Consider the following 26,887-nt stretch of genomic DNA (forward strand, 5'->3'; position numbering starts at 1 on the left):
GGCCGTTTCACCGGCCTGCCGCTTTGATTATTGCTGTCTGCCACAAGGGCGGTATGCCGTTCTGTCTATCGTCTTTGCGGCATCGGGCAGCGCAGCGATAAAGCCGCGCCGCCCGTTACCGGTCTCATGTGGTCTCAGCCCTTGAGGACTTCAACCAGCGTCTTGCCGAGGCGCGCCGGGGAAGGCGATACCTTGATGCCGGCTGCTTCCATGGCAGCGATCTTGGACTCTGCATCGCCCTTGCCGCCGGAAACGACAGCGCCGGCGTGGCCCATGGTGCGGCCCTTCGGAGCCGTACGGCCCGCGATGAAGCCGGCCATCGGCTTCTTGCGGCCCTTCTTGGCTTCGTCGATCAGGAACTGCGCCGCATCTTCTTCAGCCGAACCACCGATTTCGCCGATCATGATGATCGACTGCGTCGCTTCGTCGGCGAGGAACATTTCCAGGATGTCGATGAACTCGGTGCCCTTGACCGGGTCGCCGCCGATGCCGACAGCCGTCGTCTGGCCGAGGCCTTCGTTGGATGTCTGGAACACGGCTTCATAGGTGAGCGTGCCGGAGCGCGAAACGATACCGACCGAACCCTTGCGGAAGATGGAGCCCGGCATGATGCCGATCTTGCATTCTTCCGGCGTCATGATGCCGGGGCAGTTCGGGCCGAGCAGGCGCGACTTCGAACGGTCGAGGCGGGCCTTGACGCGCACCATGTCCATCACCGGAATACCTTCGGTGATGCAGGTGATGAACGGGATTTCCGCTTCGATGGCTTCGATGATGGCGTCAGCGGCACCTGCCGGCGGAACGTAGATCACGGATGCGTCTGCACCGGTCTTTTCCTTGGCTTCAGCAACCGTTGCGAAGATCGGCAGGCTTTCGCCCTTGGAGCCGGTCCAGGTTTCGCCACCCTTCTTCGGGTGAATACCGCCGACCATCTGCGTGCCGTAATAGGCAAGCGCCTGTTCGGTGTGGAAGGTACCGGTCTTGCCGGTCAGACCCTGAACAAGGATCTTCGTGTCTTTATTAACGAGAATAGACATTATTTCCGGTCCCTCAATTAGCCGTTGATCGCCGCGACGATCTTCTTGGCTGCGTCGTCCAGATCGTCAGCAGCCGTAATCGCAAGGCCAGATTCGTTCAGGAGCTTCTTACCAAGTTCGACATTGGTGCCTTCGAGGCGAACAACGAGCGGAACCTGCAAACCGACTTCCTTCACCGCGGCAATCACGCCTTCGGCGATGACGTCGCACTTCATGATGCCGCCGAAGATGTTGACGAGGATACCCTCGACCTTCGGGTCAGCCGTGATGATCTTGAAGGCTGCCGCAACCTTCTCCTTGCCGGCGCCACCGCCGACGTCGCAGAAGTTAGCCGGCTCTTTGCCGTAAAGCTTGATGATGTCCATCGTCGCCATGGCAAGACCTGCACCATTGACCATGCAGCCGATGTTGCCGTCGAGCGCCACGTAAGCGAGGTCCCACTTGGAGGCTTCGATTTCCTTGGCGTCTTCTTCGGTCTCGTCGCGCAGCGCCTTGACATCGTCATGGCGGAACAGCGCGTTGCCATCGAAGGACATCTTGGCGTCGAGAACGCGCAGATGGCCATTTTCCATGACGATCAGCGGGTTAACCTCGAGGAGAGCCATGTCCTTCTCGTTGAAGGCCTTGTAGAGGATCGGGAACAGCGACTTTGCGTCTTCGGCTGCAGCACCCTCAAGCTCGAGAGCCTTGGAGATCGCGGCAACGTCAGCGTCGCTCACACCCTTTTCCGGGTTGATGGCGATGGTATGGATCTTTTCCGGCGTATCGTGGGCGACAGCTTCGATGTCCATGCCGCCTTCGGTGGAAACCACGAAGGCAACCTGACCGACGGAACGGTCAACCAGCAGCGAGCAGTAGAGTTCGCGTGCAATGTCGGCGCCGTCTTCGATGTAGAGGCGGTTGACCTGCTTGCCGGCGTCACCCGTCTGGGCCGTTACCAGCGTGTTGCCGAGCATGTCCTTGGAATGGGAGACGACTTCCTCGATCGACTTCGCCAGACGAACGCCGCCCTTGGCGTCGGGGCCGAGTTCCTTGAACTTGCCCTTGCCGCGGCCGCCAGCATGGATCTGGCTCTTGACGACGTAAAGCGGGCCGGGAAGCTGCTTTGCGGCAGCTTCGGCTTCTTCGACCTTGAGGATGGCGACGCCTTCAGCAACCGGCGCACCGTAGCCCTTCAGAAGAGCCTTGGCCTGATATTCGTGAATATTCATGGAATAATCCCTGTTTGGAGCCGCTTGGAATATTACTTCAGCGACGGAGCGATGTTGACGCAGGCTTCGCAAAGACCAGCGACAGCGCCGACGGACTTCTGGAAGGCGGCTTCTTCTTCCTTGTTCAGTTCGATCTCGATGATGCGCTCGATACCGCCGGCACCGATGATGGTGGGCACGCCGACATACATGTCGTCAACGCCATACTGACCCGAGAGGTGGGCAGCGGCGGGCAGAACGCGCTTCTTGTCCTTGAGGTAGGATTCAGCCATTTCGATCGCCGAAGCGGCCGGCGCATAATAGGCCGAACCGGTCTTCAGCAGGCCGACGATTTCAGCACCGCCGTCGCGGGTGCGCTGGATGATCTGCTCAAGGCGCTCGGCGGTCAGCCAGCCCATCTTGACGAGATCTGTCAGCGGAATGCCGCCAACGGTGGAATAACGTGCGAGCGGCACCATCGTGTCGCCGTGACCGCCAAGAACGAAGGCAGTGACGTCCTGAACCGAAACGTTGAATTCTTCAGCCAGGAACAGGCGGAAACGCGCGCTGTCGAGAACGCCGGCCATGCCGACGACCTTGTTCTTCGGCAGGCCGGAGAACTTCTGCAGCGCCCAAACCATGGCGTCGAGCGGATTGGTGATGCAGATCACAAAAGCGTTCGGGGCATATTTCTTGATGCCGGCGCCGACCTGTTCCATGACCTTGAGGTTGATGCCGAGAAGATCGTCGCGGCTCATGCCGGGCTTGCGGGCAACGCCGGCAGTGACGATGCAGACGTCTGCGCCTTCGATGGCGGCATAATCGGAAGCGCCGGTGAGCTTCGCATTGAAACCTTCAACCGGGCCGGACTGGGCAATATCCAGACCCTTGCCCTGCGGAATGCCGTCGGCGATGTCGAAGAGGACGATATCGCCCAGTTCCTTCAGGCTGGCGAGGTGTGCCAGCGTGCCGCCGATCATGCCAGAACCAATAAGTGCAATTTTTTTGCGAGCCATCGAATGCTTCCTCTTGAGCTTCAATTCAATTTCACCGCGCCAAACCGGCAGCCAAATTGTCGCACTTCGATTAGCCCCATTGGCCAAAATTGGCAACAGATTCTTTTGTGATGAATATTTTCAATCGTTTAGATCATTATTTTCTTACGTAAACGTAAGAAAATACGTCACGAAAGTGTCAAACTTTCTGCCGTTTTTCGTGATGCAGCGCGAGATAATCCGCACTGCGCATCTCAAACAACCGCGAGGCCGTGCGATCGAACTCGAAACCTTCCGTCCCCTTACGCTTGCCGAGCAGGTCCTCCGGCATAGCCGCGGCGGAGGCAAAAAGCCTGACACTGTGGTCATAAAGCGCATCGATAAGGATGATGAAACGTTTGGTCTCGTTCCGCTTATCCGCGTTGAGCAGCGGGATATGATCGATGAAGACCGTATCGAACCGGTTGGCGATGGCGAGAAAATCGGACGCCCCGAGCGGCTTTTCGCAAAGGTCGGAAAACGAAAAACGGGCGACCCGGCCGCTGGCTCGCGGCACCACAATGGAACGGCCCTTCATTGGTATTTCCGTCGGCGCAACGAGATGGCCGGCAGTCATGTGCCGCCAGGCCATATCCATTGCCTGATCCGCCGTACCATCGAGCGGCGTGACATAGACCGGCAGGCTTTGCAGCTTTTCCATCCGGTAATCGGTCGGGCTATCCAGCGTCACCACATCCACATATGTCTTCAGCAGATCAACGAAAGGCAGGAACAGGCCGCGATTAAGGCCGTCCTTATAAAGATTGTCGGGCACGACGTTGGAGGTCGTCACCAATGTGCAGCCATTGGCAAACAGCTCGCTGAACAGCCGGGCAAGGATCATCGCATCGGCAATATCCGTGACGGTAAACTCGTCAAAGCACAGGAGTTCGGCTTCCGCCAGCAGCTGGGCGGCAACGGGCGGAATGGGATCAGCCTGTTTGGTTTCGCCATTTTTCAGCTTCTGCCGGTGCGCGTGCACACGATTATGCACGTCGGCCATAAATTCATGAAAGTGGCAGCGGCGCTTGGAGGAAACCGGCGCCATTTCATAAAACATGTCCATCAGCATCGTCTTGCCGCGGCCGACGCTGCCATAGACATACAATCCCTTGACGGGGGCGGCAGGCCCGGCCTTGCGCGCGAACATCCAGCCGAGCGCACTTTTTTTCTTGGCCGGCTTGCGCGCCTTCAGATCAGCAAGAATACGATCGAGATGCGTCGCCACGCCAAGCTGGGCGGCATCGGCCTGCAAAGTGCCAGCTGCCGTCAATGCGTTGAGTTGCTCAACGACACTATGATTGTAATCAGGCAATGGCTTCATGGAAAAGCGCTCCGGTCGCGGAAGCAGCACAGCACCCGCGACGAATGGAATGGCTCAAAACGAGGAAAGCAATCCGGATGCACCGGAAATGCTCATCGGCTGAGGCTGAGCGGCTGGCCGCTATTGGTCGTTCCGTCAAAGCGCGCATCGGCGCTCTTGTAGACGCGGCCGATCGTATCACCTGCACGGTTCTTGAAGAGAACCATCTTGCCGGACACTTCCCAGGACCCCATCGCCGTCAACTCGCCGGAGCATCCGCGGGTGCCGCCGCGCGAACCGCTGCCGAGATTGGTGAGCGTCAGGAACATGTCGCAATTGGCGCCGCCATTGGAAACGCGCCAGTTGCCGACCATGGATTCCTTGGTGACGTCGAGCGCGGTCGTCGGCGGAGCCGCAGAAGCGATATCGGTGCCGCCAGGCGTTGCCGAAGCGGGTGCCGACGGGAACTGGCTGCCCGAAGCGCCACCGGGCGGCGGCAGGGCACCGGACTGAACGGAGGGAACCGGCTGCGCCTGCAGCGGCGGCGTATAACCGGGATTATTGCTGCCGTTGTTGTTGTAATCGTAGGAGGTACGTTGGCAACCGGCAAGGCTCATCACAACCGCAAGGCCCGTCACCACATATCTGAATTGCATATCAAGCTCCCGATTCTCTCGCTTCCGGAAAGACCATGATCGAACAAGAAGGCTGAATTATTACTAAAGCCTTACCTTGCGCAAGCGATGGCCGGGATAATTACCATTTCGGTCAATTTTTACCGAAATTTCCCAAGCCCGGTTGTAAAAAGAGCCGCGGTGGATACCGCGGCCCGGATAAATTGCCGTCGCCAGCGAATCGCCTTTAGACGCGGCGTTCGACCATCATCTTCTTGATTTCCGCGATCGCCTTGGCCGGGTTCAAGCCCTTCGGGCAGGCCTGCGCGCAGTTCATGATGGTGTGGCAACGATAAAGGCGGAAAGGATCCTCGAGATTGTCGAGACGCTCACCGGTTGCCTCATCGCGGCTGTCGATCAGCCAGCGATAGGCCTGCAGCAGAACGGCGGGACCGAGATAACGATCGCCATTCCACCAGTAGCTGGGACAGGAGGTCGAGCAGCAGGCGCACAGAATGCACTCATAAAGACCGTCCAGCTTCAGGCGGTCTTCATGGCTTTGCTTCCATTCCTTGGCCGGCGTCGGCGAAACCGTCTTCAGCCAGGGCTCGATGGAACGATGCTGGGCGTAGAAGTTCGACAGGTCAGGAACGAGGTCCTTCACAACAGGCATATGCGGCAGCGGATAAACCTTCACCGTGCCGTTGATCTCTTCCATGCCCTTGGTGCAGGCAAGCGTGTTGGTGCCGTCGATATTCATGGCGCAGGAGCCGCAAATGCCTTCGCGGCAGGAGCGGCGCAGCGTCAGCGTCGGGTCGATGTTGTTCTTGATGTAGAGAAGCGCATCGAGAACCATCGGGCCGCAATCGTCGACATCGATATAATAGGTATCGATGCGTGGGTTCTGGCCGTCATCCGGGTTCCAGCGATAGATGCGGTATTCGCGCACATTCTTGGCACCGTCAGGCTTCGGCCAGACCTTGCCTTCGTTGATCTGGGAATTCTTGGGGAGAGCGAGTTCAACCATGTCCAGTTCCTCAAATCAGTAGACGCGCGCCTTCGGCTCGATCTTTTTCGGATCGATGCCGTCGGCGATCAGGTCGGTGTGAACCGGGCGATAGTCGAGTTTGACGTCGCCTTCGGGACTGACCCAGGCAAGCGTGTGCTTGCGCCAGTTCACATCGTCGCGACCGGCGAACGGACCATCGACGAAATCCTCACGGGCGTGCGAGCCGCGGCTTTCCTTGCGCGCTTCCGCGCCATAGACCGTGGTGATCGCGTTGGCCATCAGATTGTGCAACTCAAGCGTTTCGACCAGATCGGAATTCCAGACCATCGAACGGTCGGTGACCTTGACGTCAGGCAGCTCCTTCCAGATGGCCGACAGTCGCTGGCAACCGCTTTCCAGCGATTCCTGCGTGCGGAACACCGCCGCATCGTCCTGCATGGCGCGCTGCATCTTGTCACGCAGCACCGCCGTCGGCGTGGAGCCGTTGGCATAACGCAGACTGTCGAAGCGTTCCATGATCTTGTCGCAGGCCGCAATGTCGAGCGCCGGAACCGGCGCATCACGGTCGATGACCTGGGCAGCGCGAATGGCGGCGGCACGGCCGAAGACCACAAGGTCGATCAGCGAGTTGGAGCCGAGGCGGTTGGCACCGTGAACCGAAGCGCAACCGGCTTCGCCGACAGCCATCAGGCCGGGTGCGATACGTTCCGGGTTATTGGCATCGGCATTCAGCACTTCACCCCAATAGTTGGTGGGAATGCCGCCCATATTGTAGTGAACCGTCGGCAGCACCGGGATCGGCTCGCGCGTCACGTCAACACCTGCGAAAATCTTGGCGCTTTCGGAAATGCCCGGAAGACGCTCATGCAGGATCGCCGGATCGAGGTGATCGAGATGCAGGAAGATGTGATCCTTGTTCTTGCCGACGCCGCGGCCTTCACGGATTTCCATCGTCATGCAGCGCGACACCACGTCACGCGAGGCAAGGTCCTTTGCGGAAGGCGCATAACGCTCCATGAAGCGCTCGCCTTCGGAGTTGACGAGATAACCGCCTTCGCCGCGTGCGCCTTCAGTGATAAGGCAGCCTGCGCCATAAATGCCGGTCGGGTGGAACTGTACGAATTCCATGTCCTGAAGCGGCAGGCCGGCACGGGCAATCATGCCGCCGCCGTCGCCGGTGCAGGTGTGGGCCGAGGTTGCGGAGAAATAGGCGCGGCCGTAACCGCCGGTCGCCAGCACCACCATCTTGGCGGAGAAGCGATGGATCGTGCCGTCATCAAGGTTCCACGCCACGACGCCGGTGCAACGACCGTCTTCCGACATGATGAGGTCGAGCGCGAAATATTCGATGAAGAATTCCGCATTGTTGCGCAGCGACTGGCCATAAAGCGTATGCAGAATGGCGTGGCCTGTACGGTCGGCAGCGGCACAGGTGCGCTGCACCGGCGGGCCTTCACCGTAATTCTGCATGTGGCCGCCGAACGGGCGCTGGTAGATCTTGCCCTCGGCATTGCGCGAGAACGGCACGCCGTAATGCTCCAGCTCATAGACCGCCTTCGGCGCTTCCATGGCGAGATATTGCATCGCATCAACGTCGCCCAGCCAGTCGGAGCCCTTTACGGTGTCGTAAAGGTGCCACTGCCAACAGTCAGGCGTCATGTTGGTGAGTGATGCCGCGATGCCGCCCTGCGCCGCAACCGTGTGGGAGCGCGTCGGGAAGACCTTGGTGATGCAGGCCGTGCGGAAACCCTGTTCCGCCATGCCGAGCGTTGCGCGCAGACCCGCGCCGCCGGCGCCTACCACGATCACGTCATAGGAGTGATCGACATAGGTGTAAGCCTTGCCATTCTGGGAAGGTGAACTGATCGATGCCATGGCGGATTATCCTGCGAATGCGATTTTCAGAATGGCGAAGATTGAGAGGCCGCCAATGAGAACCGCGAAAAACGTATTGAGCATCAGAAGAACGAGCTTCGAAACCTCGGCGTGGACGTAGTCTTCAATGATGACCTGCATGCCAAGCTTCATGTGAATGAGGCCGGAAACCAGCACCAGACCCATGATAACAGCAACAAGCGGGTTGGACAGCGCCGCGACGACTTCCGGATAGGGCGCGCCGGCATATTTGATGAGGAAGACCACGAAGAAGATCAGCAGCGGAACGTTGGCGACTGCCGTCAGGCGCTGGCGCCAGAAATGGTCGGTGCCTTCCTTGGCGGAGCCGAGGCCGCGAACCTTTCCGAGAGGTGTACGCATATCCATGACAGGCTTCTCCTTAGCGCACGATCAGGGCAATGACCCAGATGAGCGCGGTCAGACAGATCGACGCTACAAAGGTCGCCTTGGCGAGTTTCGTGTTGAAGTTCTTCTCAAAGCCGTGGCCGAGATCCCACATGAAGTGGCGAAGGCCACCCAGCAGGTGGTGAACCAGAGCCCAGGTGTAGCCGATCAGGATGAGTTTACCGATGATCGTACCCATCGCCCAGCTGACCCAGTCGTAATAGGCCGGACCGGAAGCAAGCGCGATAAGCCACCAGGCGACCAGCAGCGTTCCGAAATAAAGGGCGGAACCCGTGATGCGGTGCACGATGGACGCGACCATCGTCGGAATCGGCTTGTAAATTTGAAGATGCGGCGACAAAGGCCGGTTATTTGTCAAATTCGCCATCAGAACCTCGCGGCGTTTTCCCGTGCGCCCATCAAACCGGACGCCCCCAAGCAATTGCACATGACGAAAGAATGTGCATTGCACCAACCGCGACGTTTAATCACATGGGGGCGTCACGACAAGCATATTTCAAGAGCGATTCGAATTTAATCGATTGGTTCACGAATTTTTTTTGGATTTTTTTGCCTCAAAATAAAAAATCGAGCATTTCCAAGATTTACACCCTTGAAATATTTACCTTTACGTAATTCATAAATCGTGTAATTTACCTTTTATTAACCAGGAAAATCCGGAGAATGAGGCTCATGTTACAGCGCCGAATCGCCGCTCTGACCATGATGGTCGCAGGCGTCATTTTCACCGTAATGCCACCCGCAGCGGCAGAGGATTTCCGTGGCCGCCAAGATTATCGGCATCAACAATCACAGGCAAGTTTCTCTACGGACGGGCTGCCCTCCACCCTTCCCGGTGGTACCTATGTAGGGGCGATATCGGGGCTTCGCATACGCGGCAACGGCAATTATTTCGCGGTCGGCGGCCGGCTTGCGCGAAACGGCGCAGGTGTAACAACAGCCGCGCCGTTTGCGCCCAAGGCGAAGATAATAAATGTCCGCGCCGAAACCGCCAGCGATGCCTGCGCCTACGAGCATGGCGTCTGCATCATCCGGCCCTGAATCAAACAATCAGACGAAACGCCAAACCGTGGTCTTCTTGACTTCGCTGTCTTCCAGAGCCCGCGTCACCGGAACCTGATAGGTCGCCTCGGCGAAAAGCCGCTGTTTGGGCAGATAGGCCCGCCCCGGATCGCCGACAAGCACGCGCACGCCCTTCGACGTCAATTCCAGAAACCATGGCAAGAGAAGGTCGGCGAAGGCGCGGTCGTAAAACACGTCTCCCGCCAGCAGAACATCCGCCTCTACCGGCTTGCCAACCAGATCAACGCCGCTAAACCCTATATCCACGCCGTTGAGCGCCGCGTTCAACCGAATGGCGGTTTCCGTCCACGGGTCGATATCGGCTGCGAGAACCTTGGCTGCGCCGGCCTTTGCCGCAGCGATGGCGACTAGCCCGGAGCCGCTGGCGAAATCCAGCACGCGCTTGCCAGAAACGCTTTCATGATGATCGAGAACATAACGGGCAAGCCCCTGCCCGCCGGCCCAGGCAAAAGCCCAGAAGGGTGGCGGCAGACCGATCTCCTCCAGCTCCTCCTCCGTCTTCAGCCACAGCTCATGGGCTTCAGTGGCAAGATAAAGACGCAGTTCCGGCACATGCGGTGGATGCATGATGGCAGCATTGTCGAGAATGAAGCGTTCGGGATCGGTCTTCACCGAAGGATCAGTCCGGTGATTTCGGCGGATTGGCGAGGTTGCCCATGCGGCAGACCTCGAGATATTCCTCTTCCGTCACCGGCTGCACGGAAAGCCGCATGGAGGTGACGAGCGACATCTTCTCCAATTTGGGGTTGGCCTTCACATCCTTCAGCGAAACCGGCTGCGGCATATCGCAGACAGCGCGAATATCAACGCAGTCCCACTTCAGATCGCCTTCGGCGGTCGAGTCCGGATGCGACAGCGCGCAGACTTCGACGATGCCGACGACATCCAGCCCCTCATTGGAATGATAGAAGAAACCCTTGTCGCCAATCTTCATGGCGCGCATGTTGTTGCGCGCCTGATAATTGCGCACGCCGGTCCATTCTTCGCCCGCCTCGCCCTTGGCCTTCTGCATCTCCCAGGACCATTTGAACGGCTCGGACTTGTAAAGCCAGTAATTCGCCATGCCCGCTCAAGCTCCCGGATTGTTGAAGACCCAGTTATAGGGCTTCACGTCAACGCTTTCGAACAGGCCGGCCTTGGCATAGGGATCCGCATCGGCGAGCGCCTTGGCCGCATCGATATCGGCCGCTTCCACTATGACGAGGCTGCCATTCGGCTTGCCTTCGGCATCCAGAAACGGGCCGGCAATCTTCAGCGTGCCCTCGGCATTCAGCTTGTTCAGATGCTCCAGATGGGCCGGGCGTGTTTCCATGCGCACGTTCAGGTGTCCGGGCTTGTCCTTGCAGATAAAGGCAAACAGCATTTTCGTCTCCTCAGGGTCGGCCACACTCATTCGGTGGTGATTGGCCGTGTCATCAATTGTTGCATGGCGCTCGCCACATCCAGATTGCCATCGATGATGGCAGCCACCGCTTCGGTAACCGGCATGTCGACGGCATGACTTTCTCCGAGCCGGGCGGCCACGGCAGCCGCAAAAGCACCCTCCACCAACCCGCCCGACATGTCCTTGCCTTCACCCCGGCCAAGCGCGATGCCGAAACGCAGGTTGCGCGACTGGTGGCTGGTGGCGGTCAGCACCAGATCCCCAAGTCCGGAAAGGCCGCGTACCGTATCGGCCTTGCCGCCCATGGCGACGATGAGACGCGACATCTCGGCAAGGCCGCGCGAAATCAACGCCGCCCGGGCGGAATCGCCAAGACCCGCGCCTTCGACGATGCCGGCGGCAATGGCGAGAACATTCTTCAGCGCCCCGCCGAGCTGCACGCCAATACGGTCGGTGGAGGCATAAAGCCGGAAGGTCCTGCCGGAAATCGTGGTCGCCAGCCGTTCGGCAACCGCTGCGTCTTCCGCCGCAATCGCCATGGCGGTGGGCAGGCCGCGCGCGATATCTGCCGCAAATCCCGGACCGGAAAGGACCGCAATCGGATGATGCGGCAGTTCCGCTTCCAGAAGTTCCGTCAGCAGGCGACCGGAGCTGCGATCGATACCCTTGGCGCAGGTGACGATGATAGAGTCGTTAGCCAGATAAGGACCATAATGACGCGCCGCATCCGCATGAGCCTGCGAGGGCATGGCGAAGAGCACGATATTGGCGCCAGCCAGCACATCCGGCTCAGCCGAAAATTCAAGCACGTCCGGCAGTTCGACACCCGGCAGAGCCGCCTCGTGAACACGATCAACCTTCAGATCGGCCATCAACGATGCATCACGTCCGAGCAGGGTGACGTCATGCCGGTTTTCCAGCGCGATGACGACGGCGAGCGCGGTTCCGAAGGCGCCAGCACCGATGACGACAATTTTTTCCCGCTGCATCAGGCCTTGGCTCCCCTTTTGCCGAAACCGATCAACGTCTCCGCATTGCCATCAAGTGGCCAGCGCGAGCGCGGCGGTATCTCCAGTGGATCGGCTTGCCTGCCATCCGCCATGCGCTCCAGTCCCGCCCAGGCGATCATTGCCGCATTGTCGGTGCAAAGCCGGTGTGGCGGCGCAACGAAACGGAAGCCATGCGTATCGCAAAGCGCCTGCAGTGTCTGGCGGATTTCCTGATTGGCCGCAACGCCGCCGGCCACGACCAGCGCCGGTTTGGTTTCCAGCTGCGGAAACTCCTCGCTGAAACGGGCAAGGCCGCGGCCAATGCGATCCTTGAGGGTGCGCGACACCGCCTTCTGGAACGAGGCGCAGATATCGGCAATATCCTGTTCCGAAAGCGGCGCGATGGCGGTCGCCGCCTGCCGCACCGCCGTCTTCAGGCCGGAGAAGGAAAAATCCAAACGGGTTTCGCCGACCATCGGGCGCGGCAGCGGAAACCGGTTCGGGTCACCCTTCGCCGCCGCCCTCTCGACAGCCGGGCCACCGGGATAGGGCAGGCCTAAAAGTTTCGCCGTCTTGTCGAAGGCTTCACCAAGCGCGTCATCGATGGTGGTGCCCCAGCGCTCATAATCGCCGACGCCACGCACCAGCACCAGCTGGGTATGCCCACCTGAAACCAGCAGCATCAGATAGGGGAAAGACAGGCCATCGGTCAGCCGCGCCGTCAGCGCATGGCCCTCCAGATGGTTGATGGCGTAGAGCGGCTTATCCGCAGCCATCGCAATCGCCTTGCCCGTCATCAGCCCTACCAGCAGGCCGCCGATAAGGCCGGGGCCAGATGTGGCGGCAATGGCATCGATATCGGCAAGCGTCACACCCGCCTGCTCCAGCGCTTCTTCCACCAGCGTGTCCAATGCCTCGACATGTGCGCGCGCGGCAATTTCCGGCACCACGCCGCCATAGGCGCTGTGTTCCTCAAGCTGCGACAAAACGACGTCGGAGACGATCTCGCCACGCCCGTCCGCATGCCGAACCACAATGGATGCAGCGGTTTCGTCACAGCTTGTCTCTATGCCGAGGATACGAAGAAAGGGGGTCATCAAATCTGTTCGTTCATTGCGATCATGCGCTGAGTTGGTCTAAGACAACTCCGGTAACAATGGATAGACGCGGATGCAAACAAAACCTTTCCGAATCGGCACGCGCGGCAGCCCTCTGGCGCTCGCACAGGCTTATGAGACCCGCAGCCGGCTGATGTCGGCGCATGGCCTTCCGGAAGATATGTTCGAAATCGTCGTGCTATCCACCAAGGGTGATCGGATAACCGATCGCGCTCTGTCGGAGATCGGTGGCAAGGGCCTGTTCACGGAGGAACTGGAAAATCAGCTTCTGTCCGGCGAACTCGATATTGCCGTGCATTCCTCCAAGGACATGCCGACTATTTTGCCTGAGGGCCTTTATCTTTCCGCCTTCCTGCCGCGTGAAGACATGCGCGACGCCTTTATTGGCCGCACCGCGCCGAAGCTTCTGGAGTTGCCGCAGGGCGCCGTTGTCGGCTCCGCCTCTCTGCGCCGTCAGGCGCTGATCCGCCGCCTGCGGCCGGATCTGAGCGTCATCGTTTTCCGCGGCCTGGTCGATACCCGCCTGCGCAAGCTCGAAGAAGGCCAGGCGGATGCAACGCTCCTCGCCTTTGCCGGCCTGAAGCGGCTCGGCAAGGAGAATGTCCCGACGGAAATTCTCGACCCGAAGGAATTCCCCCCTGCTCCGGCGCAAGGCGCGATCTGTGTGGAAAGCCGCATCGGCGATACCCGCATGGACGAGCTGCTTGCCCCCATAAATGACAGGCCGACTTTTGACGCCGTGACCTGTGAGCGCGCCTTTCTGGCCGCGCTTGATGGCTCCTGTCGCACGCCGATCGCCGGTTATGCGACCTGCGACGGCGAAGATTTGCATTTTTTCGGCCTCATCCTCACGCCCGATGGCCAGACGAGCCACGGCATCAAAATCTCCGGCAACCGCAGGGATGCGGCGAAACTTGGCCGACAGGCTGGCGAAGAGGTGCGCGCCAAGGCGGGCAGCAATTTCTTCGAAGGCTGGAGCTGAGCCGGTGCGGATCGTCGTCACCCGGCCGCAGCGTTCGGGCGAAAGGACGGCCGCAAAGCTTGAAGCGCTCGGCCACGAGCCGGTGCTTCTTCCGCTGTTTCATCCCGTCCATCATGGTGAACGCGCCATCTCGGCGCTCTCCGGCCCGCTGGCAGCCATCGCGGTAACCAGCGCAGAGGCGGTGCGGGCGCTGGACACATTCGGAGAACGACTGGCCCTGCATCTGTCGAAACCACTTTTTGCCGTCGGCGGAGCGACAGCGCAAGCGGCGGAAAAAGCTGGCTTCGGGCAGATATTCACCGCGTCAGGAGATGCGCTCGGTCTGACTGCACTGGTGACGGAGCACCGCGCCTTTTTTTCCGAGGAACAACCCCTGCTCTATCTCGCCGGCAGACCCCGTGGCTCCGTCTTCGAGGAAGGTCTTGCCGCAGCGGGTATCCCCTTCAGAACGATCGATTGTTACGAGATGCTGCCCTCGGACATCTCCGAAAACATGCTTGAAACGGCCTTTCTCCACGCCACTGTCGATGTAGTCCTGCTCTATTCGTCCGAAGCGGCACGGGCTTTTTTCAGCCATGCGTCGGCGGAAAAATATGTGGGTGCGCTGGCGGCGGTCCAGTTCATCTGCATCAGCCGCAATGTGCTTTCTCTGGTTCCGGAAATTTTCCGCTCAAAGGCCATTGCCGCCGAAGAGCCGAGCGAGGCGGCGATGTTCGAACTTCTGTGCCATTACTCTGGAACCTAATTGGCGTTCGCCCCTTTCCTTTGCCGCCGTCACTGACTAGGTTTAGATTACTGCAGGCAGAAATGAGGTTGTCATGGTATCGGGAAAGCCGCCACGCCACTCCAAGTCCAAAGCCGAACCGGTCACAATCGACCTGGACGCAAAAGACGTGAAAGCAATTTCCGCCGAAGGGGACGCTGCCAGGATGGACGAAAAGCCCGATGACAAAACGCCGGCATCGCCGGTAGAACCGGGTGCTCCGGAAACGAAGCCTGAAGCAGCCGCAACGGACAATCCCGCACCCATCTGGGACCAGCCGAAGAAAACCGCCATCGAGCCCGAGCCCAATGTTGGCAAAGCGGGCTCCGCAGCTGCCGAACCGAAGGCTGAGAGCTCCGGGGACAAACAGAAAGAGCCGGTCTCGCAGACTGCTGTTCCGCCCAAAGCCGACGTAAAACCGACGGCGGATGCAGCCGGAGCGAGCGCCGCCGCGACTGCTGCTGCGGCGTCGAAACCGGCTTTTGGCGCCACAGCCTCCGCCGGCACATCCGGCAACGCCTCTGCTGCCAAGCCCTCGACCACACCACAGCAGGCGGAGCGCAAACAGGCGGCAACCTCCGGCCTTATTGCGGCGGGTATCGTCGGCGGCCTCATAGCACTCGCCGCCGCCGGCAGCATGCAATATGCGGGCATCCTGCCCTCCTCCAATTCCGGAAGAGCCGGAAGCGATGAGATTGCCGCACTGAAAACCGATATCACCGGCCTGCGGCAGCAACTCGCCAATGCCCCGGCAGCGGACACTTCGGCACTGGAGCAGCGCATTGCAGCGCTCGAAGGCGCGAAGGGTGAGGCCCCGCAGGTGGATGGGCTTACGGAAAAAATTGCCGCGCTGGAAACCGCGCTGCAGTCGGAACGATCCGCACAGGCCTCGGCAACAGCAGATCTGACGCGCCGCCTTACTGACGCGGAAACCAAGATCAACGAACCGCGCGACGATATCGAAGTCGCCCGCGCCATCGCCTCGGCCGCACTGAAGGCCGCGATCGATCGCGGCGGTCCGTTCCTCACGGAACTCGATACGCTCTCCAAGGTTACACCTGATGATCCGGCCATTGCATCGCTGCAATCCTTTGCCGCAACCGGCGTGCCGTCGCGTTCGGAGTTGATGCAGAAATTCCCTGATGTCGCCAATGCGATGCTGTCAGCCATCAACCAGCCCGACCCCAATCAGGGCATCATGGAACGCCTGACGGAAAGCGCCTTTTCGCTGGTAAAGGTGCGCCCGGTCGGAAATATCGAGGGTGAAACACCCGACGCCATGATCGCGCGCATGGAAAACAAGCTGCGCAACGGTGATCTGCAGGGCGCAGCACTTGAATGGAACGGACTTCCCGAGGCAGCCAGGACGGCATCTGCCGATTATAAAAAATCTCTGGATGCACGCATCGAGGTCGAAAATCTGGTGGGCGGCACGTTGAACCGCGCCATCACCAGCACCGGCAGGCAGGGGTAAGGGCATGACCAGAATTCTGACTTTCGCCGTTATCGTCCTGGCGCTCGGTTTCGGCTTTTCCTGGCTGGCAGACCGGCCGGGCGTGCTTTCCATCGTCTGGCAGGGTCAGCTGATCGAAATGAGCCTGATGGTCGCCGCCTCGATCATCGCAGCGCTCGTTGCGGCCGTCATGCTGGTCTGGTGGGTCGTCAACGCCGTCTGGACCTCGCCCAATGCCGCCCGCCGTTATTTCCGTGCCCGCAAACGTGACCGCGGTTATCAGGCGCTCTCCACCGGCCTCATTGCCGCTGGTGCAGGAAACGCCATTCTCGCCCGCAAGATGACGGCCCGCACACAAGGATTGCTCAACGCCGATCAGGAGCCGCTGATCCACCTGCTCGATGCGCAGGCCGATCTCATCGAAGGCAAATATGACGAAGCACGCCGCAAGTTCGAAGCCATGGCCCGCGATCCCGAAACCCGCGAGCTTGGCCTTCGCGGCCTTTATATAGAGGCGCGCCGTCAGGGTGCATATGAGGCCGCCCAGCAATATGCCGAGGACGCGGCGGAAAAAGCCCCCTATCTGCCGTGGGCAGCACAGGCGACGCTGGAAAATCGTTGTCGCAACGGACAGTGGGATGACGCGATCCGTCTGCTCGATCAGCAGAAGGCAGCCAGCGTCATCGAACGCGGTGAGGCGGAGCGGCTGAAAGCCGTGCTTCTCACCGCCAAGGCCGGCGAAAAGCTGGAAAGCGATCCGATAGGTGCCCGCGAGGATGCCAAACATGCCCTCAAGCTCGCAAAGAGCCTCGTTCCGGCAGCGCTGATCGCAGCAAGATCCTATCTGCGCGAAGACAATCTGCGCAAGGCCGCCACGGTTCTGGAGCCAGTGTGGAAAACCGATCCGCACCCGCAGATCGCCGAACTTTATGTCCGCGCCCGGAGCGGTGATACCGCCATTGACCGGCTGAAACGTGCCGAGCGGCTCGAAAGCCAGAAGCCCAACAATATCGAATCCCTGTTCGCCGTGGCGCAGGCAGCACTCGACGCCAAGGAATTTGCGAAGGCCCGGGCCAAGGCAAAGGCCGCAGCCCGGATCGAGCCGCGCGAAAGCATCTTCCTGCTGATGGCCGATATTGAAGAGGCCGAAACCGGCGATCAGGGCCGGGTGCGCTACTGGATGGCGCAGGCGCTGCGCGCGCCGCGTGACCCTGCCTGGGTGGCGGATGGTGTCGTTTCGGAAAAATGGCTGCCGATTTCGCCAGTGACGGGCCGTCTCGATGCCTTCGAATGGAAAGCACCGTTTGGCCAGCTCGAAGGTCCTGTCGAAGACCTGACAATCGAAAATGCGATTGCCGCAGCGCCAGCAAGGGCGGAACCGGAACCGGTTGCGAAAACAATCGTCGTCGAAACTGCTCCCGAGCCTCGTGCCGAGCCGAAACCCGTTCCCGCCGCACCGATAGAGGTGGTGCCGGCCGTATCGGTTCCGAAGGAGAATAAGCCCGCCACCATCGAAGCGCCGGTTGAAACCAATGCAGCGGATGAGAAGGCGGAAGCCGTACCCTTCTTCGGCGGCGCGCCGGATGACCCCGGCGTCAAGAAACCCGGAGCGGAAGCCGAACCCAAGACCCGGCTCAAACTCTTCTGACCAACAGGATATCGATGCTCAACCGGATTCAGTCGTTTATTCAAAACCTCGTCGGTCCACATGCGGATGATTTCAGCCCTGATGATTTGAGGGTGGCAGTCGCCGCGCTCTGTTTTCAGGTCATGGAAGCGGATGGCACTGTCTCGAAAAGCGAGCGTGACCGCCTGCGTGAAATCCTGCAGGATTATTACCATCTCGATGCCGGCAAGCTGGACGCTCTTCTCGCCGCCGGTCAGGAGGCCGGCAAGGAAGCCGTCGATTATTACCGCTTCACCACCGATATCCGCCGCCATCTCGACGAAGATCAGCGCGTGGAACTTATTGGCATATTATGGGATATTGTTTACGCTGACGGTGAACGAAGCGAAATGGAAGACCATGTGATCTGGCGAGTCGCCGATCTGCTTGGTGTATCCGTTCGCGACAGGGTTCTGCAACGTCAGCAGGCTGCCACGCGGTCCGGGCCGGCTGAAGAAAGCGAAAACCAAGACGATGCTGTTTGACCCTTCCAGGCAACAGGGAAAACAACCTTCGCTGCTCATTGTCCTGCATCAGGAACGTTCCACCCCCGGCCGCGTTGGCCAGATGCTGGTGGAAAAAGGCTATCGGCTGGATATAAGGCGACCCGCACTCGGCGACGACCTGCCGCAAACGCTGGAAAAACATGCCGGGGCCATTATCTTCGGCGGCCCGATGAGCGCCAATGACCCTCATGATTACGTCAAAGCCGAAATTGACTGGCTGAAGGTGCCGCTGAAGGAAAACAAGCCGTTTCTCGGCATCTGTCTTGGTGCGCAGATGTTGTCCAAACATCTGGGCGGCAAGGTTGAGGCCGACAGGGAAGGCAAGGTGGAAATCGGCTGGTATCCGCTTCACGCCACCGAACATGGACGGCTTTTGATGCCGCATTGGCCGAAGATGGTTTATCATTTCCACAAGGAAGGGTTCGAGCTGCCGCGCGGAGCCGAGCTTCTGGCATCGGGCGAAACCTATCCCAATCAGGCTTATCGATATGGTAAAAATGCCTGGGGGCTACAGTTTCATGCCGAACTCACCCGCGCCATGATGCACAGCTGGGTGGTACGCGGCGCGCAACGTTTCGGCATGCCGAATGCGCAGGTCGGCAGCCAGCACCTTGAGGGCCGCATGTTGTTCGACACGCCGCTCCGCTCGTGGCTCAGCAATTTCCTCGATCTGGTTTTTGAAGGCAAGGCACAGCGCTAGAGCATCGCACCGAAAAGTGCATCGCGGTTTTCTGAAAATCCGATGCTCAAGCAAAAGCCTGAGCGGCGGGACCGATTCCGATTATCTGCCGCCGATCCAAGGCCCATCGCCATCAGTGCGGTGCGTCAAGATTGTCGATCTTGCGCAGCTTCGAAAAACCGAGCGCCCAGATGACCGCGACAGCAAGCGTGCCTGCTCCGCCAATGACGACGGCAGGCACCGCTCCAACAACATGCGCCATGGTGCCGGCCCGGAATTCACCCAGCTCGTTCGATGCACCTACAAAAACCATGTTCACCGCATTCACACGCCCGCGCACCTCATCCGGCGTCCAGAGCGCGATCAGGGTTTCCCGCACATAGACCGACACCATGTCCGATGCGCCCATGACCACCAGTGCGGCAATCGACACCCACGCGGTTTCGGAAAGACCGAATACGACAGTGGAAATGCCGAAGAGGCCAACACCGATAAACATCAGCAGGCCGGCATGGTGGCGGATGGGCCTGAAGGCCAGAATGACGGCAACAGTAATTGCACCAATGCCCGGGGCGGCGCGCAGCAACCCGAGACCCCATGGCCCGAGCGTCAGAACTTCCTTGGCAAAAATCGGCATCAGCGCGACGGCGCCGCCCAGCAGGACCGCGAAGAGGTCGAGCGAAATGGCACCGAGGACGATTTTTTCCTGCGAAATGAATTTGAACCCGGCCAGCATCGTTTCGAGGCTGATGGCTTTCGCCGGGCCGCGCTGTTCCGGCTTGCGGATTGTCACTGCCAGTGTCGCCGACACGATGAAGAGCACGAATGCCACGATATAGGCAACGGAAGCGCCGAGACCATAAAGCAGACCACCCGCAACCGGACCAAGAATGGATGCCATCTGCCAGGAAGAAGAATTCCACGCTATGGCGTTCGGTAAATCCTCGACGGGGACAAGATTGGGCGCCAGCGATTGAACTGCTGGCCCCATGAATGCCCGCTCTATGCCAAACACCACGAGAATGGCGAAGACCGGCCAGGGAGAAAAGCTGTGCGTCAGCGTCAAGCCAAGCAGCGCCGCGGCGCAGCCAGCCGCAATCACCAGGCAAATGGCCATGATGCGCCGGCGATTGTGCCTATCGGCGACTGTTCCGGTAACAAGGATCAGAAGCAGCGATGGCAGAAACTGAAAAAGCCCGATCAGACCGAGATAAAAGGCGTTGCCGGTCACCTCATACATCTGCCAGCCGACTGAGACGCTGACAATCTGGATGGCGAAGGCTGAAAAAAAGCGGGCGCTGAAGAAGCGACGATAGGAACTATGCCGGAATGCACCGAAACGGTTTTCGGCAGAAGGCAGGGACATCGGCTGGGTGCTCTCGAGAGAATATGAGACGTTTGCAATAGAGCGATATCACAAGAATCGCCAGCCCTATTGGCGCAACACTTGCCGGTTCACCGGCGAATGTCTAAATGTCTTGCAACCAAGATACGGAGATATTGATGCTTGCCCTGTTTCAGACCATCGATCTGGCTTTGAACCTCTACACGTGGGTGCTGATTGCCAGTGCCATTTTTTCCTGGCTGTATGCCTTCAACGTCATCAATTCCCGCAACCAGTTTGTGAATGCCATCGGCAGCTTCCTGGTCAATGTCACGGAACCGGCCCTGCGCCCCATCCGCCGCATTCTGCCCAATCTCGGCGGCATCGACATTTCGCCGATCATCCTGCTGCTGATCATCTTCTTCATCCGCTCCTTCATGTGGAACACGCTTTATCCGATGACCGTTTGAGCGGCTTCTGGCAGAAACACGGTGATCATGTCCGCCTGTCCGTTCGCCTGACGCCGAGCGGCGGGAGGGATGCAATTGACGGCGTGGAGCAGGATACGGACGGACGTGCCTATCTGAAAGCCCGCGTCAGCGCCGTGCCGGAAGGCGGCAAAGCGAACAAGGCACTGATTGTTTTGCTGGCGAAAAAACTCAGACTGCCCAAGTCTTCCATCACCTTCATTTCAGGCGAAACAGCGCGCAAAAAAATCCTCCGGATCGACACCGACCCGGAGGATTTCGAAGAACGCTTTAACAAGCTGGCCGACTAAAGCCTATCAGCCCTGCGCCTTGTAGCGCTCGATGGCTTCGACGATCAGCTTCTTGGCGACGTCGACATCCTGCCAACCGCCCATCTTCACCCACTTGCCGGGCTCCAGATCCTTGTAGTGTTCGAAGAAGTGTTCGATCTGCTTCAGCGTGATTTCCGGCAGGTCGGTGTAGTTATGAACCTTGTCGTAACGGCGCGTCAGCTTCGGAGCCGGAACAGCGAGGATTTTCTCGTCCTTGCCACCGTCATCTTCCATGATCATCACGCCGATGGGGCGGACGTTGATAACACAGCCGGGAACCAGCGGACGGGTGTTGCAGATGAGAACGTCGATCGGGTCGCCATCGTCGGACAGCGTGTGCGGCACGAAGCCATAGTTACCCGGATAGGTCATCGGCGTGTAGAGGAAGCGATCGACGATCAGCGCACCGGCGTCCTTGTCCATCTCGTACTTGATCGGATGGCCACCGACCGGCACCTCAACGATAACATTCACGTCATCCGGCGGGTTCTTGCCTATGGAAATTGCATCGATACGCATTCGCTTCCCTCAATTCATCGGGTTGGATTTGGTTTTCGATACTGGGAAAGTCGCCGCATTGCAACATGGCTTTGAGCGGATAAGGCAGAATGCCGGATTTGAGGTTATCGCGATTACGCATGGTGACGGGAAAAGACCGCACCGGCAGGTAATCCATCCGCAGCTTTTGTCAGTTCCAGACGAAACCAACCTTGCGTAACGACTTGCCGCCGAAATCTTCCATGCCTTCCGCAATGTCGCGGCCGCCATGCGAACGGAAGAACCGATTGGCGACGTCGCTGTCTTCGAGACACCAGACGACGATGCCATTGCAGCCGAGCGATGTCAGCAGCCTGCGGGCCTCCGTAAACAGCAGCGAGCCGAGCCCGATGCCCTGATATTCCGGCCGCAGATAAAGTTCGTAAATCTCGCCGTCATGCGGCAAGCCGCGCGCGCGGCTGAGGCCCAGCGTCGCATATCCGGCGACCACACCGGCCACTTCCACCACCAGCATTGTGGCAGAGCCTCTGGTCGCCTTCTTCCACCAGATTTCGCCGCGGCGCTCCAGCATCTGCGTCAACGGCCGGTGCGGGATAAGCCCCGCATAGGCCTGTTGCCACGACAGACGGTGCGCTTCGGAGATAGCGCGCGCATCATGCGGTTCAGCACGGCGAACATCGATGGATAACGTTTTCATAACGCGATTCTGGCCCCGGCCACGGAAACTTGCCAGTCATAAAGGTTAACATCGGCAAGCTTACCCACAGCCTATTCATGTGGACGACCAGCAAAAATTAACGCATCCTTAACCTTTGACACAAGCACCTTTCGACTCATGCACACATAAAAACGAACGCATAAAAAAACCCGGCTCGAAGCCGGGTTCTTTCAAATTCGTAATAACAAGCCGCAATCACACAGCGAGCTTGGCCTTTTCGAAACGCTTGCGATCGTTGGCGTCGAGGAACATCTTGCGCAGACGGATGGACTTCGGCGTCACTTCCATCAGCTCGTCTTCCTGGATCCAGGAAAGAGCGCGATCAAGCGTCATGCGGATCGGCGGCGTCAGCTTGACGGCTTCATCCTTGCCGGCAGCGCGGATGTTGGTCAGCTGCTTGCCCTTCAGCACGTTCACTTCGAGATCGTTATCGCGGGTGTGAATGCCGATGATCATGCCCGCATAGACCTTTTCACCCGGCTCGATGATCATCGGGCCGCGATCTTCAAGGTTGAACATTGCGTAAGCGACGGCTTCGCCCGAACCATTCGACAGCAGAACGCCGTTGACGCGACCGGCGATCTGGCCCTTGAACGGCTGATAATCGTGGAACAAACGGTTCATGATTGCCGTGCCGCGCGTGTCGGTCAGCAGTTCCGACTGGTAGCCAATCAGACCACGGGTCGGAGCGTAGAACTTCAGACGAACGCGATTGCCGCCGGAAGGACGCAGCTCGGCCATTTCAGCCTTGCGCTCGGACATCTTCTGAACGACGACGCCGGAATGCTCTTCGTCAACGTCGATCACGACTTCTTCGATCGGCTCCAGCAGGGTGCCGTTCTCATCCTTGTGCATCACGACGCGCGGACGCGACACGGCAAGTTCGAAGCCTTCACGGCGCATGGTTTCGATCAGAACGGCCAGCTGCAATTCGCCACGGCCGGACACGAAGAACGAATCCTTGCCTTCGGCTTCTTCGATCTTCAGGGCAACGTTGCCTTCGGCTTCCTTGAACAGACGGTCGCGGATAACGCGGCTGGTAACCTTGTCACCTTCGGTACCGGCAAGCGGGCTGTCGTTAACGATGAAGGACATGGTAACGGTCGGCGGGTCGATCGGCTGCGCGGTCATCGCCTCGGTGACGGAGGGATCACAGAAGGTGTCGGCGACAGTGCCCTTGGAAAGGCCGGCGATCGCAACGATGTCGCCCGCATGCGCCTCATCGATCGCGGTGCGCTCGATACCGCGGAATGCGAGAATCTTGGAAATACGGCCGGTTTCGATCGTCTTGCCATCCTGGCCCAGAACCTTCACAGCCTGGTTCGGCTTGATCGAACCGGAGGCGATGCGGCCGGTGATGATACGGCCGAGGAAAGGGTTGGCTTCAAGGATCGTGCCGATAAGACGGAACGGACCTTCTTCGACCTTGGGCTCCGGAACGTGCTCGAGAACCAGATCGAGCAGCGGTGCGAGACCCTGATCCTTCGGGCCTTCCGGGTTGACGTTCATCCAGCCATCACGACCGGAACCGTAAAGGATCGGGAAATCGAGCTGCTCGTCGGTGGCGTCGAGGTTCGCGAAAAGGTCGAACACTTCGTTGATGACTTCTTCGTGGCGGCCATCCGGACGGTCGATCTTGTTGATCGCGACAATCGGGCGAAGACCAACCTTCAGCGCCTTGCTGACCACGAACTTGGTCTGCGGCATCGGGCCTTCGGAGCTGTCGACCAGAACGATCGCGCCATCCACCATCGACAGGATACGCTCGACTTCGCCGCCGAAGTCGGCGTGGCCGGGGGTGTCGACGATGTTGATGCGAACACCCTTCCACTCCACCGAGGTCGCCTTGGCGAGAATGGTGATGCCACGTTCCTTTTCGAGATCGTTGCTGTCCATCACACGCTCGGCGACGCGCTGGTTGTCGCGGAACGAGCCGGACTGCTTCAGAAGCTCGTCCACGAGCGTCGTTTTTCCATGGTCAACGTGCGCGATGATCGCGATGTTGCGAAGTGCCATTGTTCAAAATCTCTGAGGTTGGGCGCTATATTGATGAGAAACGCCAATTTAGTTTGGCGCGCTCATAACCTTTTTTTTGCAAATGCGAAAGGGGGGCCTGTGTCATAAGCCCCCTGCGCTCAGGTTCTAGCTGAGAATTATGACAGTCTCTTATACAAGGCCGCGCTTCAAAAGCATTGCATCCGGGCTCGGCATCTTGCCGCGGAAGGCAAGATAAGCCTCCTCCGGATCCACCGAACCGCCGACGGAATAGATATTCTCCTTCAGCCGGCGCGCCATCTGACCATCAAAGGCATCGCCGGTTTCCTCAAAAGCGGAAAAAGCATCGGCATCCAGCACTTCCGACCACATGTAGGAATAATAACCGGCGGAATAACCGTCACCGGAGAACACATGCTGGAAATGCGGCGTCGCATGCCGCATGACGATGGATTTCGGCATGTTGAGCGAGGAAAGCACCTCACCCTGCACGGCCATTGGATCACCGACGCTGTCGCGGGTGTGAAACGCCATATCGACAATAGCGGAAGAGGTGAACTCAACGGTGCTGAAACCGGCATTGAAGGTCTGTGCGGCCAGAACCTTGTCCAGCAGCGCCTTTGGCATCGGCGCACCGGTTTCATAATGCAGCGCGTATTTTTCCAGAATTTCCGGCACCGTCAGCCAATGTTCGTAAAGCTGCGACGGCAATTCCACGAAATCGCGCGAGACACCCGTTCCAGACACGGAAGGGTAAGTGACATCAGACAACATGCCATGCAGCGCGTGGCCAAATTCGTGAAACAGCGTGCGCGCATCATCCAGCGACAGCAGTGCCGGTTTTCCTTCGGCCGGTTTCGCGAAATTGCAGACATTATAGATGATCGGTATTTCGCCGACGGTGCCGTTCTTCAAGGGCAGCTTGTGCTGTGACTGGAACGAACTCATCCACGCGCCGGAACGCTTGGAAGGACGGGCGAAATAATCGCCGAGGAACATGGCCTTCAGATCACCCTGCTCATCGCGGATTTCGAAAACCCGCACATCCGGATGATAGGCGGCGATGCCTTTCACTTCGGTGACCCGAATGGAAAAAAGACGATTGGCCACATCGAAGCAGGCCTCGATGATCTTTTCCAGTTGCAGATAGGGTTTCAACTCAGTCTCGGAGAAGCTGAATTTCCGCGTCCGCAGCTTTTCGGCGTAATGCCGCCAGTCCCATGGCAAAACTTCGTGGTTCCTGCCTTCCTCGGCAATGATGGCGGCAAGCTCGGCTTCTTCCTCACCAGCGCGAAGAACCGCCTTTTCCCAGACCTGACCGAGAAGGCCATTCACGGCATCGGGCGTTTTTGCCATTGTATCGTCGAGCTTATAAGCGGCGAAATTCGCGTAACCGAGAAGCTTTGCCTTTTCCTCACGCAGTTCGAGTGTGCGGCGGACAATGTCGCGATTGTCGGTTTCGCCGCCATTTTCACCCCGCGCCACCCAGGCCTTGAAGGCCTGTTCGCGCAAATCTCGGCGCTCGGAAAAAGTCAGAAAGGGCTCGATGATCGAGCGGGAGAGGGTAACGGCGAATTTCCCGTCTTCGCAATGCTCGCGGGCAGCACCCGCCATCGCATCGCGCAGAAAACCGGGAATGCCGGCAAGTTCGTCTTCCGTGGAAAGCAGCAGCTTCCAGCTCTTTTCATCCGCCAGGACATTCTGCCCGAAGCTGGCGCCAAGACCGGCAAGCTCCTCGTTGATTGCCGCCAGCCGTTCCTGCCGGTCCTTGTGCAACTTGGCGCCGGAGCGCACGAAACCTTTCCAGTGGCGCTCGAGAACGCGTTTTTCCTCACCCGTCAGCCCAAGCGACCCGCGCTTTTCCCACAATGTGTCGATACGCGTGAACAGGGCCTCATTCATGCCGATCTTCGAATAGTGCCGCGACATTTTCGGTGCGATTTCCCGCTCCAGTGCCTGAATGGCGCTATTGGTATGTGCCCCCGCCTTGTTCCAGAACAGGGCTGAAATGCGAGAAAGCTCGTCGCCTGCTATTTCGAGCGCGGTCACGGTGTTTTCAAAGCTTGGCGCCTGCGCATTGCCGGCAATCGCATCGATTTCCTGTTCGTGCGACAGAAGGGCAGCTTCGAAGGCCGGAGCGAAATCCTCATCCTTGACCGCATCGAATTTCGGCAGACCGTTGTGACCGTTCCAGGTAACGAGTGCGGGATAAAGCGCGGTCTTGGATGGCATTTCATCTTCCTTGTACAATTCCGGTTTAAACCCATATGGGCACGCCTCCACCGCCAATTCAATATCCGGAATTTGGTGTGGAATACGCCAATGTCTCCACGGCAAAGTATTGACCGGAGCCGCAGCGACATGATCTGGTTTATTGAAATAATATCCCATGATGGAGATATGTATAATGGAGATTTATTCTTTAAGGTCCTCTAATAATTT

At 59.0% G+C, this 26,887-nt stretch carries 28 protein-coding genes; 9 read left to right on the plus strand and 19 right to left on the minus strand.

Annotation, left to right across the window (positions count from 1 at the left end; genetic code table 11):
- Nucleotides 1-134 precede the first annotated feature (134 nt).
- The 9 genes from sucD to sdhC form a co-directional block, all read right to left on the minus strand.
- Nucleotides 135-1,037 (minus strand): succinate--CoA ligase subunit alpha, encoded by a 903-nt coding sequence (gene sucD, locus QSV77_RS11615; protein WP_046799538.1) that lies wholly within the window; start codon nt 1,035-1,037, stop codon nt 135-137.
- A gap of 17 nt (nt 1,038-1,054) precedes the next feature.
- Entirely contained in the window at nt 1,055-2,248 is a 1,194-nt protein-coding gene (gene sucC / locus QSV77_RS11620; RefSeq protein ID WP_142842297.1) for an ADP-forming succinate--CoA ligase subunit beta, read from the minus strand.
- 32 nt (nt 2,249-2,280) lie between these two features.
- Complete coding sequence (mdh, locus tag QSV77_RS11625) at nt 2,281-3,243, minus strand: malate dehydrogenase (RefSeq protein WP_003504984.1); 963 nt, start codon at nt 3,241-3,243, stop codon at nt 2,281-2,283.
- Nucleotides 3,244-3,421: 178 nt separating this feature from the next.
- Nucleotides 3,422-4,585: a cell division protein ZapE gene (gene zapE, locus QSV77_RS11630; protein ID WP_302733592.1), complete on the minus strand. Its 1,164-nt coding sequence runs from the start codon at nt 4,583-4,585 to the stop codon at nt 3,422-3,424.
- A 92-nt stretch (nt 4,586-4,677) separates the two neighbouring features.
- Complete coding sequence (locus tag QSV77_RS11635) at nt 4,678-5,220, minus strand: protease inhibitor Inh/omp19 family protein (protein ID WP_302733593.1); 543 nt, start codon at nt 5,218-5,220, stop codon at nt 4,678-4,680.
- Between the two features lie 205 nt (nt 5,221-5,425).
- Nucleotides 5,426-6,205 carry a succinate dehydrogenase iron-sulfur subunit gene (locus tag QSV77_RS11640; RefSeq protein WP_052818754.1) on the minus strand — a complete coding sequence of 260 codons (780 nt, stop codon included), beginning with the start codon at nt 6,203-6,205 and terminating at the stop codon, nt 5,426-5,428.
- 15 nt (nt 6,206-6,220) lie between these two features.
- Nucleotides 6,221-8,062, minus strand: coding sequence for a succinate dehydrogenase flavoprotein subunit (gene sdhA, locus QSV77_RS11645; protein WP_302733594.1), 1,842 nt, complete (start codon nt 8,060-8,062; stop codon nt 6,221-6,223).
- A 6-nt stretch (nt 8,063-8,068) separates the two neighbouring features.
- Nucleotides 8,069-8,449, minus strand: coding sequence for a succinate dehydrogenase, hydrophobic membrane anchor protein (gene sdhD, locus QSV77_RS11650; RefSeq protein ID WP_142842293.1), 381 nt, complete (start codon nt 8,447-8,449; stop codon nt 8,069-8,071).
- A 13-nt stretch (nt 8,450-8,462) separates the two neighbouring features.
- The gene (gene sdhC, locus QSV77_RS11655; protein ID WP_142842292.1) at nt 8,463-8,855 is read right to left on the minus strand and encodes a succinate dehydrogenase, cytochrome b556 subunit; all 393 of its coding nucleotides are present in this window, start codon (nt 8,853-8,855) and stop codon (nt 8,463-8,465) included.
- 305 nt (nt 8,856-9,160) lie between these two features.
- On the opposite strand from sdhC, the gene QSV77_RS11660 reads away from it, so the two are divergent.
- On the plus strand, nt 9,161-9,529 hold the full coding sequence (locus QSV77_RS11660) for a hypothetical protein (protein ID WP_142842291.1): 369 nt from the start codon (nt 9,161-9,163) through the stop codon (nt 9,527-9,529).
- 9 nt (nt 9,530-9,538) lie between these two features.
- On the opposite strand, the gene QSV77_RS11665 is transcribed toward QSV77_RS11660, so the two are convergent.
- From QSV77_RS11665 to tsaD, 5 genes are read right to left on the minus strand one after another with little or no spacing between them, the layout of a single operon-like run.
- A complete protein-coding gene (locus tag QSV77_RS11665) occupies nt 9,539-10,183 on the minus strand; it encodes a methyltransferase (RefSeq protein ID WP_302733595.1) in 645 nt (214 codons plus the stop codon).
- Nucleotides 10,184-10,190: 7 nt separating this feature from the next.
- Entirely contained in the window at nt 10,191-10,634 is a 444-nt protein-coding gene (locus tag QSV77_RS11670; RefSeq protein ID WP_003504993.1) for an EVE domain-containing protein, read from the minus strand.
- 6 nt (nt 10,635-10,640) lie between these two features.
- Nucleotides 10,641-10,934: a YciI-like protein gene (locus tag QSV77_RS11675; protein ID WP_052818748.1), complete on the minus strand. Its 294-nt coding sequence runs from the start codon at nt 10,932-10,934 to the stop codon at nt 10,641-10,643.
- A 26-nt stretch (nt 10,935-10,960) separates the two neighbouring features.
- Nucleotides 10,961-11,944, minus strand: a complete 984-nt coding sequence (locus tag QSV77_RS11680; protein ID WP_302733597.1) for an NAD(P)H-dependent glycerol-3-phosphate dehydrogenase — start codon at nt 11,942-11,944, stop codon at nt 10,961-10,963.
- Nucleotides 11,944-13,041 (minus strand): tRNA (adenosine(37)-N6)-threonylcarbamoyltransferase complex transferase subunit TsaD, encoded by a 1,098-nt coding sequence (gene tsaD, locus QSV77_RS11685; protein ID WP_302733598.1) that lies wholly within the window; start codon nt 13,039-13,041, stop codon nt 11,944-11,946. Before tsaD ends, QSV77_RS11680 begins: the two co-directional genes overlap by 1 nt.
- 73 nt (nt 13,042-13,114) lie before the next feature.
- Here tsaD and hemC point away from each other — a divergent pair, with 73 nt between their 5' ends.
- The 6 genes from hemC to QSV77_RS11715 all read left to right on the plus strand — a co-directional run bounded on the left by hemC (nt 13,115) and on the right by QSV77_RS11715 (nt 19,132).
- Nucleotides 13,115-14,044 (plus strand): hydroxymethylbilane synthase, encoded by a 930-nt coding sequence (gene hemC, locus QSV77_RS11690; RefSeq protein WP_302733599.1) that lies wholly within the window; start codon nt 13,115-13,117, stop codon nt 14,042-14,044.
- Between the two features lie 4 nt (nt 14,045-14,048).
- Nucleotides 14,049-14,789: a uroporphyrinogen-III synthase gene (locus QSV77_RS11695; RefSeq protein WP_302733600.1), complete on the plus strand. Its 741-nt coding sequence runs from the start codon at nt 14,049-14,051 to the stop codon at nt 14,787-14,789.
- A 73-nt stretch (nt 14,790-14,862) separates the two neighbouring features.
- On the plus strand, nt 14,863-16,281 hold the full coding sequence (locus QSV77_RS11700) for a COG4223 family protein (RefSeq protein ID WP_302733601.1): 1,419 nt from the start codon (nt 14,863-14,865) through the stop codon (nt 16,279-16,281).
- A 4-nt stretch (nt 16,282-16,285) separates the two neighbouring features.
- Nucleotides 16,286-17,908, plus strand: coding sequence for a heme biosynthesis protein HemY (locus tag QSV77_RS11705; RefSeq protein WP_302733603.1), 1,623 nt, complete (start codon nt 16,286-16,288; stop codon nt 17,906-17,908).
- 14 nt (nt 17,909-17,922) lie between these two features.
- Nucleotides 17,923-18,411 (plus strand): TerB family tellurite resistance protein, encoded by a 489-nt coding sequence (locus QSV77_RS11710; RefSeq protein WP_142842282.1) that lies wholly within the window; start codon nt 17,923-17,925, stop codon nt 18,409-18,411.
- Nucleotides 18,401-19,132 (plus strand): glutamine amidotransferase, encoded by a 732-nt coding sequence (locus QSV77_RS11715; RefSeq protein ID WP_142842281.1) that lies wholly within the window; start codon nt 18,401-18,403, stop codon nt 19,130-19,132. The genes QSV77_RS11710 and QSV77_RS11715 overlap by 11 nt, the downstream gene beginning before the upstream one ends.
- 112 nt (nt 19,133-19,244) lie before the next feature.
- On the opposite strand, the gene QSV77_RS11720 is transcribed toward QSV77_RS11715, so the two are convergent.
- Nucleotides 19,245-20,477, minus strand: a complete 1,233-nt coding sequence (locus QSV77_RS11720; protein ID WP_302733605.1) for an MFS transporter — start codon at nt 20,475-20,477, stop codon at nt 19,245-19,247.
- 137 nt (nt 20,478-20,614) lie between these two features.
- Here QSV77_RS11720 and QSV77_RS11725 point away from each other — a divergent pair, with 137 nt between their 5' ends.
- Both QSV77_RS11725 and QSV77_RS11730 read left to right on the plus strand, forming a co-directional pair.
- Nucleotides 20,615-20,905, plus strand: coding sequence for a YggT family protein (locus QSV77_RS11725; protein ID WP_003492418.1), 291 nt, complete (start codon nt 20,615-20,617; stop codon nt 20,903-20,905).
- Nucleotides 20,902-21,213: a DUF167 domain-containing protein gene (locus tag QSV77_RS11730; RefSeq protein ID WP_161991388.1), complete on the plus strand. Its 312-nt coding sequence runs from the start codon at nt 20,902-20,904 to the stop codon at nt 21,211-21,213. Before QSV77_RS11725 ends, QSV77_RS11730 begins: the two co-directional genes overlap by 4 nt.
- Before the next feature lie 6 nt (nt 21,214-21,219).
- Here the strand turns inward: QSV77_RS11730 and ppa are convergent, their stop codons facing one another.
- The 4 genes from ppa to QSV77_RS11750 form a co-directional block, all read right to left on the minus strand.
- Nucleotides 21,220-21,753, minus strand: coding sequence for an inorganic diphosphatase (ppa, locus tag QSV77_RS11735; protein ID WP_003492422.1), 534 nt, complete (start codon nt 21,751-21,753; stop codon nt 21,220-21,222).
- A 169-nt stretch (nt 21,754-21,922) separates the two neighbouring features.
- A complete protein-coding gene (locus QSV77_RS11740; RefSeq protein ID WP_006310825.1) occupies nt 21,923-22,429 on the minus strand; it encodes a GNAT family N-acetyltransferase in 507 nt (168 codons plus the stop codon).
- 216 nt (nt 22,430-22,645) lie between these two features.
- Nucleotides 22,646-24,466 (minus strand): translational GTPase TypA, encoded by a 1,821-nt coding sequence (gene typA / locus QSV77_RS11745; RefSeq protein WP_046799559.1) that lies wholly within the window; start codon nt 24,464-24,466, stop codon nt 22,646-22,648.
- A gap of 150 nt (nt 24,467-24,616) precedes the next feature.
- Complete coding sequence (locus QSV77_RS11750) at nt 24,617-26,677, minus strand: M3 family metallopeptidase (RefSeq protein WP_302733606.1); 2,061 nt, start codon at nt 26,675-26,677, stop codon at nt 24,617-24,619.
- Between the last annotated feature and the right edge of the window lie 210 nt (nt 26,678-26,887).

Source organism: Agrobacterium sp. V1, assembly GCF_030518355.1.
In the GTDB taxonomy this organism is placed as follows: Bacteria; Pseudomonadota; Alphaproteobacteria; order Rhizobiales; family Rhizobiaceae; genus Agrobacterium; species Agrobacterium cucumeris.

Bases quoted from the DNA above. Each gene is read 5' to 3' on its own strand.
- typA (WP_046799559.1), bottom strand. From the start codon at position 24,466: ATGGCACTTCGCAACATCGCGATCATCGCGCACGTTGACCATGGAAAA.
- ppa (WP_003492422.1), bottom strand. From the start codon at position 21,753: ATGCGTATCGATGCAATTTCCATAGGCAAGAACCCGCCGGATGACGTG.
- sdhA (WP_302733594.1), bottom strand. From the start codon at position 8,062: ATGGCATCGATCAGTTCACCTTCCCAGAATGGCAAGGCTTACACCTAT.
- QSV77_RS11720 (WP_302733605.1), bottom strand. From the start codon at position 20,477: ATGTCCCTGCCTTCTGCCGAAAACCGTTTCGGTGCATTCCGGCATAGT.
- QSV77_RS11670 (WP_003504993.1), bottom strand. From the start codon at position 10,634: ATGGCGAATTACTGGCTTTACAAGTCCGAGCCGTTCAAATGGTCCTGG.
- QSV77_RS11640 (WP_052818754.1), bottom strand. From the start codon at position 6,205: ATGGTTGAACTCGCTCTCCCCAAGAATTCCCAGATCAACGAAGGCAAG.
- QSV77_RS11700 (WP_302733601.1), top strand. From the start codon at position 14,863: ATGGTATCGGGAAAGCCGCCACGCCACTCCAAGTCCAAAGCCGAACCG.
- sdhC (WP_142842292.1), bottom strand. From the start codon at position 8,855: ATGGCGAATTTGACAAATAACCGGCCTTTGTCGCCGCATCTTCAAATT.
- QSV77_RS11715 (WP_142842281.1), top strand. From the start codon at position 18,401: ATGCTGTTTGACCCTTCCAGGCAACAGGGAAAACAACCTTCGCTGCTC.
- tsaD (WP_302733598.1), bottom strand. From the start codon at position 13,041: ATGACCCCCTTTCTTCGTATCCTCGGCATAGAGACAAGCTGTGACGAA.
- QSV77_RS11725 (WP_003492418.1), top strand. From the start codon at position 20,615: ATGCTTGCCCTGTTTCAGACCATCGATCTGGCTTTGAACCTCTACACG.
- QSV77_RS11675 (WP_052818748.1), bottom strand. From the start codon at position 10,934: ATGCTGTTTGCCTTTATCTGCAAGGACAAGCCCGGACACCTGAACGTG.
- QSV77_RS11635 (WP_302733593.1), bottom strand. From the start codon at position 5,220: ATGCAATTCAGATATGTGGTGACGGGCCTTGCGGTTGTGATGAGCCTT.
- QSV77_RS11705 (WP_302733603.1), top strand. From the start codon at position 16,286: ATGACCAGAATTCTGACTTTCGCCGTTATCGTCCTGGCGCTCGGTTTC.
- hemC (WP_302733599.1), top strand. From the start codon at position 13,115: ATGCAAACAAAACCTTTCCGAATCGGCACGCGCGGCAGCCCTCTGGCG.
- sucC (WP_142842297.1), bottom strand. From the start codon at position 2,248: ATGAATATTCACGAATATCAGGCCAAGGCTCTTCTGAAGGGCTACGGT.
- QSV77_RS11710 (WP_142842282.1), top strand. From the start codon at position 17,923: ATGCTCAACCGGATTCAGTCGTTTATTCAAAACCTCGTCGGTCCACAT.
- mdh (WP_003504984.1), bottom strand. From the start codon at position 3,243: ATGGCTCGCAAAAAAATTGCACTTATTGGTTCTGGCATGATCGGCGGC.
- zapE (WP_302733592.1), bottom strand. From the start codon at position 4,585: ATGAAGCCATTGCCTGATTACAATCATAGTGTCGTTGAGCAACTCAAC.
- sucD (WP_046799538.1), bottom strand. From the start codon at position 1,037: ATGTCTATTCTCGTTAATAAAGACACGAAGATCCTTGTTCAGGGTCTG.
- QSV77_RS11750 (WP_302733606.1), bottom strand. From the start codon at position 26,677: ATGCCATCCAAGACCGCGCTTTATCCCGCACTCGTTACCTGGAACGGT.
- QSV77_RS11660 (WP_142842291.1), top strand. From the start codon at position 9,161: ATGTTACAGCGCCGAATCGCCGCTCTGACCATGATGGTCGCAGGCGTC.
- QSV77_RS11740 (WP_006310825.1), bottom strand. From the start codon at position 22,429: ATGAAAACGTTATCCATCGATGTTCGCCGTGCTGAACCGCATGATGCG.
- sdhD (WP_142842293.1), bottom strand. From the start codon at position 8,449: ATGGATATGCGTACACCTCTCGGAAAGGTTCGCGGCCTCGGCTCCGCC.
- QSV77_RS11680 (WP_302733597.1), bottom strand. From the start codon at position 11,944: ATGCAGCGGGAAAAAATTGTCGTCATCGGTGCTGGCGCCTTCGGAACC.